The following is a 9,141-nucleotide window of genomic DNA, read 5'->3' as shown; positions in this document are numbered from 1 at the left end:
TACCGCTGCCGGCGTCGTCGGCAGCGGTACGACAGGACCGCCCACCCACTGCGCCGGAGGTGTGGCTACGGCGCTTTCGGCGGGACCCGCAGGGCGCTGAAGTCCAGCGCCTCGGTGATCTCTCGCTGGGTCTGCTCGGCGACCTCTCGGGTTTCGGTGAGCACGTCGCCGTGCTCGGCCACAAGACTGTGGTAGATCGGCGCGTCTGCTCTTTCCGCGGAGCTCACGTGGAGGACGTCCCTTCGAAGACGATCGGCGTTCGACCTCCGGCTGTGCAGTCGGAGACGGTGGACGAGTGTACGGGGCAGCGGTCAGGCGGTCAGCAGCGAGTCGTCTTCCGGACGCGCGCCCGGCAGCTGGTGCCTCGCCGCGATGAGTGCCGCGTCCACGTCGGCCGTGCCGGTCGCGACGCACAACGTGTAGGCGATGTCGTCCATGCGCTGGCGCACCTCCGCACCCCCTTCTTCGGCGTGCAGGAACAGCAGTGCCTCGTACTGGTCGACAAGGTTGCGCAGCACCGCTGGGTGGGCCATCAGCATGAGGTGTCTCCCCTCCAGGACGTGGGCGGCCCCTGTGGCCACCGGCTTCAGCGGCCTGCTACCCGACCCCCGCACACCCATGCAGCATGAATCAAAACCACTCACCGCGTGGTGACCGGTGCCAACGACTCCGACCGCTGGGAGGCTCTGCGGCCCGCAGCGGCTCCGCAGTCGCCGCTCAGCCGCCCACGCCACCGGACGCCGGCACCCGTCCTCCAGGGCCGGCCGCCCGGCGGAGGGATGCCCCGCCACCGGATGGGCACCCGGGGGGCGCCCGCCTCCCCGCCGGGCCGAACGTGCGAGCGCGCCGCCGAACCGCCGGGGCCGGGCGGGTGGCACAGCGACACGCAGGACCGGTCGCTCGGGGATCGACGGAACGGAGCGGATCGATGAGAGTGTCGCGGCCCTACGAGGAGATGCTGAACAGGTTGCTCGACGCGAGTCACACCATGTCGATGGAGAGCCTGCCCGGCGCCGTGGCCGAGCACGCCGCCGCCGCGGGCATGCACCAGGTGTCGATCCATCTCACCGACCTCCGGCAGGAGGTCCTGCGGCAGCTGACCGGCCGGGGCGAGGACGCCGGGCAGGGCGGTGAGGAGACGACCGCGCTGCGAGTCGAGGGCACCCTGCCCGGGCGGGCCTTCCAGAGCACGCGCGTGCTCACCGGGGCGGGTCCGGACGGCCTGACCCGGTGGTGGGTGCCGCTGCTCAACGGCACCGAGCGGCTGGGCGTGCTGCGGCTGGACACCGACCCGGACGGTGGCCCCGAGGAGTCGCAGGTGCTCCGCCTGGCCTCCCTGGTGGGTCTGCTGATCGTCGACAAGCGCTCGCACAGCGACTCCTACGCCCGGCTGGTCCGCACCCAGCCCATGACGGTGGCGGCGGAGATGCAGTGGAACCTGATGCCGCCGCAGACGTTCTCCAACGGCAGGGTGACCGTGTCGGCGGTACTGGAGCCGGCCTACGAGGTCGGCGGTGACGCGTTCGACTACGCCCTGGCCGGCGACACGGTGCACCTGGCCGTGTTCGACGCGATGGGCCACGACACCTCCGCCGGGCTGACCGCGAACCTGGCCGTCGCCGCCTGCCGCAACCACCGCCGGCAGGGCGCCACCCTCGTCGACACCGGTCACGGCATCGAACGCACCCTGCTGGCGCAGAGCGACGAGACCCGCTACGTCACCGCGATCCTGGCGGCGCTGGACACCCGCACCGGTGTGCTGTCGTGGACCAACCACGGCCACCACCCACCGGTCGTCATCCGCGGCGGGCGGTGGACCACCACCGCCTACTGCCCGCCCAGCCACCCGCTCGGCTCCGACCTGGGCCTCGACGCGACCCTGTGCGAGGAGCACCTGCAACCCGGGGACCGGGTGGTGCTGTACACCGACGGCATCACCGAGGCGCGGGGCAGACAGGGCGAGGAGTTCGGTCTCGACAACTTCGTCAACTTCCTCATTCGCCACCATGCCGACGGGCTGTCCGTCCCCGAGACGCTGCGCCGGCTCGTCCGGGGCATTCTCGAGCACCACCTCGAACGCCTCGACGACGACGCCACCGTGCTGATCCTCCAGTGGCACGGCCCCGCCGCCCGCGCCCCGCACCCCCTGACCGGCTGACGCGCCGCCCGGCACGGCGGAGGGACCGCTCGGCCGGGGAAGTGGTTGACCGCTGCATGAAGGAGCGCCGTCCGGGCACCCAGGCATCGGGCCACTTCGTTGCATGTGCGGCGATATGCAAGGAGACGTCCGCGCAGAGATGACCATCGCCGCCCCGGCAGAAAGGTGCCACCATGACGCGCTCCCCCGCCCCCTACGACGACTTCACCCTGCTGCCGCTGGCCGGCAAGTGGCGCACCGGCAACAGCGGCAAGCCCCGCGAGGACCTCGACCCCTGGACGGGCGAGGTCATCGTCGAGATCCCGCAGGCCGACATGTCGGACGCCGAGGAGGCCATGGACGCGGCGCGCTCCGCCCAGCGCGAGTGGGCCGCCCGGCTGCCGAGGGAACGCGCCGCGGTGATGTCGGCGGCCGTCGACGTGCTGCGGCTCCGCAAGGACGAGATCACCGGCTGGCTGGTGCGTGAGGGCGGCAGCACGCTGGCGAAGGCCGAAGCGGAGTGGGCGGCGACCGTCGCCGACTTCACCGAGGCGGCGTCCCTGCCGCACCGCGCGTCCGGCCGCATCCTGCCGGCAGACGTGCCGGGCAAGGAGAGCCGCGTCTACCGGCAGCCGCTGGGCGTCGCCCTGGTGATCAGCCCCTGGAACTGGCCGCTGCACCTGTCGTGCCGCTCGGTGGCACCCGCACTGGCCCTCGGCAACGCGGTGGTGCTCAAGCCGGCCGGGGACACCCCGGTCACCGGCGGGCTGCTCATCGCGAAGGTGCTGGAGGAAGCCGGCCTGCCCATGGAGTTGCTCAGCGTGCTGGTGGCGCCGGGCGGTGAGGTGGGCGACGCCCTCGTCGAGCACCGCGTACCGCGCCTGGTGTCGTTCACCGGCTCCACACCGGTGGGGCAGGGCATCAGCCGCAAGGCGGGCATCAAGAAGCTGGCGCTGGAACTTGGCGGCAACGCCCCACTGGTCGTACTCGACGACGCCGACCTGGCGCAGGCCGTCGACGCCGCCGTCTTCGGCTCCTTCTTCCACCAGGGCCAGATCTGCATCCGCACCAACCGCGTCATCGTGGACGACTCGCTGCACGACGCCTTCGTGGAGCGGTTCACCGCCCGGGTCGGGGAACTGTCCGCGGGTGACCCCTCGGACCCGGAGACGGACATCGGTCCGCTCATCAACCGCAAGCAGTTGGACGGCATCACCGACCTCGTGCAGCGGTCGGTGGACGGCGGCGCGGAGCTGCTGACCGGCGGTGACGCCCGCGGCCCGGCGGGTCTGGTGCTGCCGCCGCACGTGCTGCTGGGCACCGGAGACAGCCCGACGGCGGCCGAGGAGGTCTTCGGGCCGGTCGCCACCGTGCTGCGCGCCACCGACGAGGAGCACGCGCTGGCCCTCGCCAACGACACCGAGTACGGGCTGTCCAGCGCGGTCTTCACCGGTGACGCCGAGCGCGGCGTCCGGTTCGCGCTGCGGGTCGAGGCCGGTATGACGCACGTCAACGACCAGACGGTCAACGACCAGGCCAACACGGCCTTCGGCGGCGAGAAGGACTCCGGCCTCGGCCGGTTCGGCGGGGACTGGGCGCTGGACGAGTTCACCACCGACCACTGGGTCAGTGTCCAGCACTCGCCCCGGCAGTACGCCTTCTGACCCTTCCCGCCGGGCTGGCATCGCCGGGCAGGGCCGACCGCCCGGCGGTGCCGGCCCGTCCGGCGCCCCGTCCGCATCCGCGGGGCAGGGCCGGGCGAAGTGCCGGTGTTCCCCGCACCGCGCCGGGTGCACGCCCGGCCCGTACCGTCCTTCCGAGGGAGAGCCATGACCACAGCGACCTCCACCCAGGGCCGAGCACGGCGCGGCGGCGGGTGGCTCTCCCTGGTGGTGCTGGTCGGCACCTGCTATCTGGTCGCCGCCCTCGGCGCGGTGGCGAGCTCTGATGCCGGAGAGGTGTACGCCGGACTGGACCGCCCGCCCTGGGCGCCTCCGTCCTGGCTGTTCGGCCCGGTGTGGACGGTGCTCTACGGGCTGATCGGTGTCTCCGCGTGGCTGGTGTGGCGTCGCCACGGCGGGGCGGCGAAAGCGGCGATGGTGTGGTGGGGCGCGCAGCTGCTGCTCAACCTGGCGTGGACGCCGCTGTTCTTCGGCGCCGGCCGGTACGGGCTGGCCTTCGCCGACATCCTGGCGCTGCTGGCGGCCGCCACCGTGACGGCGGTGCTGTTCGCCCGGCTGCACCGGGCCGCCGCACTCCTGCTGGTGCCGTACCTGCTGTGGGTCGCGTTCGCCGCGGCGCTCAACCTGTCGATCTGGCTGGCCAACGGCTGACGCCACTCCCCCGGCTGCGGACCGTCCCCTGTCCGGCGGGCCCCACGTCCGCCGGACAGGGGACAGCCGCAGCCGCCACGTGCGCGCCGCATACGCCGTGGGAGGGGGGGTCGGATACGAAAGAGCCATGACTCGACTGTCTCTCTCCCGTTCCCTCGTCCTCACCGCGCTGACCGGTGCCCTCGCACTGGGCGCGGTGCCCGCCACCGCCGTCGCCTCGCCGCACGGCCCCGGAACCCTCATCACCGAGAGCGGTTACGGCGACGTCACCGTCCGCTGCCCGGCAGGCCACCGCGCCTCCGGCGGCGGTGTGGACGTCGACCACGACGACGAGCTCACCGCGTTCCGTTCCCGCCCCACCACCGACGGCCGCGGCTGGGAGGGCGGCGCCTGGGGTGAGGTCGAGACGAAGGCCGAGAAGCCGAAGAAGGGCAAGAAGGCCGACAAGTCCGCGGACGAAGAGGTGCAGGGCCTGCCGGTGACGGTCTACGCGGTCTGCTTCCCCGGCTGACGGAACGGCCGACCGGCGGCTGAGGGGCCGCCGGCCCACCGGGCGGCGCCACGCAGCGGCGACGGCGGGTGATCTGCTCGATCGCCCGCCGTCGCCGCTGCCGCGTGTTTCACCGGGACGCGCCCCCGGCGTCCCCGCGACGCGGTCCCGCGCCGGCGCCTCAGTTAGCGGCGGCGGTGAGGGCCTCGGTGAAGTGCTCCACCGGGTTGCAGGACGCCAGGTCGTCCAGGGACTGGTCGGTGCAGAACAGTGCGACGAGCTCGGCGAACTCGGCCATGCGCTCCACCGGCGCGAGATGGTCGGACTCCTTGAGCGTGGTGAAGCGGGCGGCGGGCAGGCACCTGGCCACGTCGCGTCCCATGCGCGGCGTGGTCAGCGAGTCGTGCTCGCCGGTGACCACCAGCGCGGGCAGCGCCGGCAGCGGTTCCGGGCGGTACCACTCGTGAGCCGCGAGCCTGGTGTTGTGCTCCACCCACATCTCCAGCTCGCGGGGGCCCTGTTCGACGAACTGGCGGTGGAGGAAACGCGCCATCGCGGCCTGCTTGCGGACCGGTCCGGCCGCCGCGGAGGCCACGAACCGCTCCACGAGTTCGTCCGCGATCTCGGTGGTCCTCCCCTCACGCACCATGCCGCGCCACCGGGCGGCGCTCTCCGCGTAGTCGTCGGGAACCTCCGTGGTCATGCCGACGAGCATCAGCCGCTCCAGCAACTGCGGGTAGTGCTGGGCGAAGCGGACGGCGATGGCGCCGCCGAAGCAGGCACCGACCAGGTTGACCCGCTCGACGCCCAGTCGCGCCAGCATGTGGCGGGTGGCGGCGGCCAGGAAGTCGATGCCGTAGCGGGCCGGCAGGAAGTCCGACGTCCCGTATCCGGGCAGGTCCACGGTGATCACCGTGGAGAGCCGGCCCAGCCACCGCTCGTGCCGCACCCAGGAGTAGCGGTCCTGGGAGGACCCGCCGAGCAGCAGGATCGGGGACGTCACCGGCCGTTCCTGGCGCACCACCCGGCAGGTGAAGTCGAAGCCCGCGAAGCGCAGTACGTGCTCCTCGACACGTCCCGGCGCGGTCGGCTCGAGCCGCGTCGGCTCCGGTCCGACCGCGGCTGCGGGTTGATGAGCAGTGGAGGTGTTTGGCACCGAGGGCTCCCAGAAGCGCGGTTGTCGAACTGCGATCTCTACCACCCGAACCGCCTCCGAAGCACACAAGCCACCCCTTCGAGGGCATGCCACGCACATCTGTCCGATGCGGGGCGCCCGGATCGGGCCGAGCCGGTGGCACCGGCGACGGCCCGCCGTCACTCGGGGCACCGTTCAGCCACGTTCGGCCGAGCGCACGCCCGCTCACCACGGCGCGTGCCGCCTCCAGGCGCTCGGGGCCTGCCGGGCGCGCCCCCGACACCAACCTCCCTACCCAAAGCCGGACTTGTCCTATTGTCCTGCGACTGTGGTTCCTCCGGTGGAGCGTGCGATGATCCGGCTGCTTCGGCCCCGCGGCGGGGCCCGCGGAAGGGAACGCTCAGATGACGGCAGGGCTGCGTCCGCACACCCGGTGGCGAGCCGCGGTGGTGGCGGCCTGCGTCGCGACGTCGCTGCTCGCTCCGGCCGGAGCGGTCCAGGCCGGGACGCGAGGCCCGTCCGAAGTCCACGCGCAGGGCGCCTACCTGCTCGACGAGAACACCGACAAGGTCCTGTGGAGCAGGGAGGCGAACACCCGGCGCCCGATGGCCAGCATCACCAAGGTCATGACGGCCCTGGTCGTGCTGGAGACACCGAAGGTGGACCTGTCGAAACGCGTCACCGTCAAGCAGGCGTACCGGGACCACGTCGCCGAGCACGAAGCGAGCACCGCCGACCTGAAGAAGGGCGACCGCCTCACCGTCCGCCAGCTCCTCTACGGTCTGATGCTGCCCTCCGGGTGTGACGCGGCGTACGCGCTGGCGGACACCTTCGGCACCGGCCGCACGACCCGGGCCCGCACCGCTTCCTTCGTCGACCGCATGAACAAGAAGGCCGACACACTGGGGATGACCAGGACCCGTTTCGACTCCTTCGACGGTGTGTCCACCGGTGGCCGCAACGTCTCCACACCCCGGGACCTCGCCCGGCTGGGCCGGCGCGCACTCGGCAACCGCACGTTCGGCACGGTCGTGAAGTCGCCCAGCACCCGGCAGAAGGCGGGCAACGGCCGGGTCTACACCTGGTACAACACCAACAAGCTGCTCGGCAGCTACTCCGGGGCCCTGGGGGTGAAGACCGGTTCGGGCACAGCCGCCGGCCCGTGCCTGCTGTTCGCCGCCGAGCGCGACGGCCGCACGGTGGTGGGCGTCGCGCTGAACAGCTCAAAGCGGTTCACCGACGCCCGGCGCATGCTGGACTGGGCCCACGGGAGCGGCAAGCGGAAGTGACGCCGGGCCCGCAGCCGCCGCACACCCTCCGGCGGTCGCGGGCCCGGCAGCCCGGCGGGGAGTCGCGGCTCCCCGCCGGCTTCGGCACTCAGCTGGTGGCGGCCCAGGTGTGGGCGACGTCCACCACCACGTGGCCGCCCGTCTGGAACACCCGGAACGGCAGTCGGGCGCGCACACCGAGGCCGACCTGCGTGTCGCCTTCGAAGCTGCTGGCGAAGCGGGCGTCCCGGAAGGTGCGGTAGCCGGTCAGGTCGACTCCGGGCAGGGCCTTTCCGGCCTGGCCCGGATAGGTCTGGCCGCCGGTCTCCGGGTCGTAGCTGGGCGCGGCGACCCGGACCTCCATCACCGCTCCGCCGTCGACCGGGACGGGCTTGCCGCTGCCGTCCTGCCGCAGCTCGGACACGTACTCGACGCGGTAGCCGACCGGTGTCGCGGAGGTCGCGCCGCGCACGTCGAAGACCATGCGGTCGAAGCAGTCGTGACGTCCGGTCCTGATGTTCTCCAGCGGCCGGTACGTCGAGTCCGCCGAAGCCTTCGGCAGGCTCCCCCACGTCGTCGAGCAGCTCGCCGACGTCGCCGCCGGCGCAGCCGCCAGCGTCAGTCCCGCCCCCAGCAGGACCATGATGCTCAGCACTGTCGCTGATCTACGCATTTCGCTCACCCCTCCTGAGCCACCGCATGCCGGTGGTACATCGAGCAGACTCCAGAAACCACCCGCGGACAAGGGGGCCTGCCTCACTTGGGACACGGTGGGTACAGTCCTCCCCTCGCCTGCGCGCCACCGGTTTGGCAGCTGGCCGGTGGCGCGGCCGGCCTGGAGCCCCACCCGTCGCGCGCCTGCCGCCCCTCGTCGGGGGCCGAGGGGCGGCAGACCGCGGTCCCCGTCCCGCCGCGTCCGGCGGTGGCCGGATCGGGCGGCTGCGGGACGGCCGGATCAGGCGGTGCGCAGCGTCAGGCCGTAGCGGTTGAGGATCTCGTTGACGGGCTGGTGCCAGGTCTCGCCGCCGCTGCTGCAGTTGCCCCAGCCACCGGAGGTCACGCCCTGCGCCTGGTCTCCGCTGATGTACGAGCCGCCGGAGTCACCGGGCTGTGCGCAGACGCTCGTTTTGGTCATCTGCCGGACCTGGGTGCCGTCGCTGTAGTTGACGGTCTCGTTCTTCGCGAGCACGGTGCCGCAGTGCCAGCCCGTGGTGGAGCCGGACCGGCAGACGGACGCGCCGATGGGAGCCTCCGCCGAGCCGCGGACGAGGCGGTCGGAGATCTTGCCCCAGCCGAGCACGACGGGCTCCGTCCACCATCCGTGGCCGATGCTCACGTAGGCGTAGTCGTTCCCGGGGAACGAGGAGCCCTGGAAGGTGCCCATCTGCGAGCCGTCCCAGCCGCGCACCGAGTCGCCGGCGCGACCGCAGTGGCCGGCCGTCACGAAACCGCCGTGCACGGAGAATCCGATCGAGCAGCGCACGTTGCCGGTGTAGTAGGGGTCACCACCGACGGTTCCGGCCGCGAACGTGGCGGGTGCCTCACCGACGTCGGTCTTCACCGTCACGGGGCCGGCCTTCTTGGCCGCGGCGACGAACGCCCGCACCTCGGCGTCCCTGCGCTGGGAGCCGACCACGTTGACCACGACGGTGTTGGCCTTGGGGTCCACGTGCCAGCTGCTCACACCGGAGGGCGCGCCGGCGCGTTCGCTGTGCGCGTCGATGCGGGCCTTCGCGGCGTCCAGCGCGGCGGCGGTGTGCCGGACGACGCGCGTGGCG

The 9,141-nt window shown here is 72.5% G+C and carries 10 protein-coding genes; 5 read left to right on the top strand and 5 right to left on the bottom strand.

Features of this window, described 5'->3' with window-relative positions; translation table 11 throughout:
• Positions 1-65: 65 nt before the first annotated feature.
• A complete protein-coding gene (locus ACYVE9_RS07725) occupies positions 66-227 on the bottom strand; it encodes a hypothetical protein (protein WP_461026987.1) in 162 nt (53 codons plus the stop codon).
• Between the two features lie 84 nt (positions 228-311).
• Positions 312-539, bottom strand: a complete 228-nt coding sequence (locus tag ACYVE9_RS07720) for a DUF5133 domain-containing protein (protein WP_461026986.1) — start codon at positions 537-539, stop codon at positions 312-314.
• Between the two features lie 389 nt (positions 540-928).
• Here ACYVE9_RS07720 and ACYVE9_RS07715 point away from each other — a divergent pair, with 389 nt between their 5' ends.
• From ACYVE9_RS07715 to ACYVE9_RS07700, 4 genes are all read left to right on the top strand, one after another.
• Positions 929-2,158: a PP2C family protein-serine/threonine phosphatase gene (locus ACYVE9_RS07715; RefSeq protein WP_461026985.1), complete on the top strand. Its 1,230-nt coding sequence runs from the start codon at positions 929-931 to the stop codon at positions 2,156-2,158.
• Positions 2,159-2,331: 173 nt separating this feature from the next.
• Positions 2,332-3,801 carry an aldehyde dehydrogenase family protein gene (locus ACYVE9_RS07710; protein ID WP_461026984.1) on the top strand — a complete coding sequence of 490 codons (1,470 nt, stop codon included), beginning with the start codon at positions 2,332-2,334 and terminating at the stop codon, positions 3,799-3,801.
• Positions 3,802-3,966: 165 nt separating this feature from the next.
• Positions 3,967-4,470 (top strand): TspO/MBR family protein, encoded by a 504-nt coding sequence (locus ACYVE9_RS07705; RefSeq protein WP_461026983.1) that lies wholly within the window; start codon positions 3,967-3,969, stop codon positions 4,468-4,470.
• A 127-nt stretch (positions 4,471-4,597) separates the two neighbouring features.
• Positions 4,598-4,981, top strand: a complete 384-nt coding sequence (locus tag ACYVE9_RS07700; RefSeq protein WP_461026982.1) for a hypothetical protein — start codon at positions 4,598-4,600, stop codon at positions 4,979-4,981.
• Between the two features lie 160 nt (positions 4,982-5,141).
• On the opposite strand, the gene ACYVE9_RS07695 is transcribed toward ACYVE9_RS07700, so the two are convergent.
• Entirely contained in the window at positions 5,142-6,116 is a 975-nt protein-coding gene (locus ACYVE9_RS07695) for an alpha/beta fold hydrolase (protein ID WP_461026981.1), read from the bottom strand.
• A gap of 383 nt (positions 6,117-6,499) precedes the next feature.
• Here ACYVE9_RS07695 and ACYVE9_RS07690 point away from each other — a divergent pair, with 383 nt between their 5' ends.
• Complete coding sequence (locus ACYVE9_RS07690) at positions 6,500-7,384, top strand: D-alanyl-D-alanine carboxypeptidase family protein (protein ID WP_461026980.1); 885 nt, start codon at positions 6,500-6,502, stop codon at positions 7,382-7,384.
• Between the two features lie 88 nt (positions 7,385-7,472).
• Here the strand turns inward: ACYVE9_RS07690 and ACYVE9_RS07685 are convergent, their stop codons facing one another.
• Positions 7,473-8,036 carry an AMIN-like domain-containing (lipo)protein gene (locus ACYVE9_RS07685; RefSeq protein WP_461026979.1) on the bottom strand — a complete coding sequence of 188 codons (564 nt, stop codon included), beginning with the start codon at positions 8,034-8,036 and terminating at the stop codon, positions 7,473-7,475.
• A 282-nt stretch (positions 8,037-8,318) separates the two neighbouring features.
• Positions 8,319-9,141: S1 family peptidase (locus ACYVE9_RS07680; protein ID WP_461026978.1), on the bottom strand; the 823-nt coding region annotated here is incomplete at its 5' end.

Source organism: Streptomyces sparsus (genome assembly GCF_054776295.1).
The sequence above is the reverse complement of the archived record's forward strand: the minus strand, read 5'-3'. Positions and strand labels throughout refer to the sequence as shown.

Excerpts from the sequence above, each read along its gene's own strand:
- ACYVE9_RS07715 (WP_461026985.1), top strand. The coding sequence starts at position 929 with ATGAGAGTGTCGCGGCCCTACGAGGAGATGCTGAACAGGTTGCTCGAC.
- ACYVE9_RS07700 (WP_461026982.1), top strand. The coding sequence starts at position 4,598 with ATGACTCGACTGTCTCTCTCCCGTTCCCTCGTCCTCACCGCGCTGACC.
- ACYVE9_RS07690 (WP_461026980.1), top strand. The coding sequence starts at position 6,500 with ATGACGGCAGGGCTGCGTCCGCACACCCGGTGGCGAGCCGCGGTGGTG.
- ACYVE9_RS07720 (WP_461026986.1), bottom strand. The coding sequence starts at position 539 with ATGCTGATGGCCCACCCAGCGGTGCTGCGCAACCTTGTCGACCAGTAC.
- ACYVE9_RS07685 (WP_461026979.1), bottom strand. The coding sequence starts at position 8,036 with ATGCGTAGATCAGCGACAGTGCTGAGCATCATGGTCCTGCTGGGGGCG.
- ACYVE9_RS07705 (WP_461026983.1), top strand. The coding sequence starts at position 3,967 with ATGACCACAGCGACCTCCACCCAGGGCCGAGCACGGCGCGGCGGCGGG.
- ACYVE9_RS07710 (WP_461026984.1), top strand. The coding sequence starts at position 2,332 with ATGACGCGCTCCCCCGCCCCCTACGACGACTTCACCCTGCTGCCGCTG.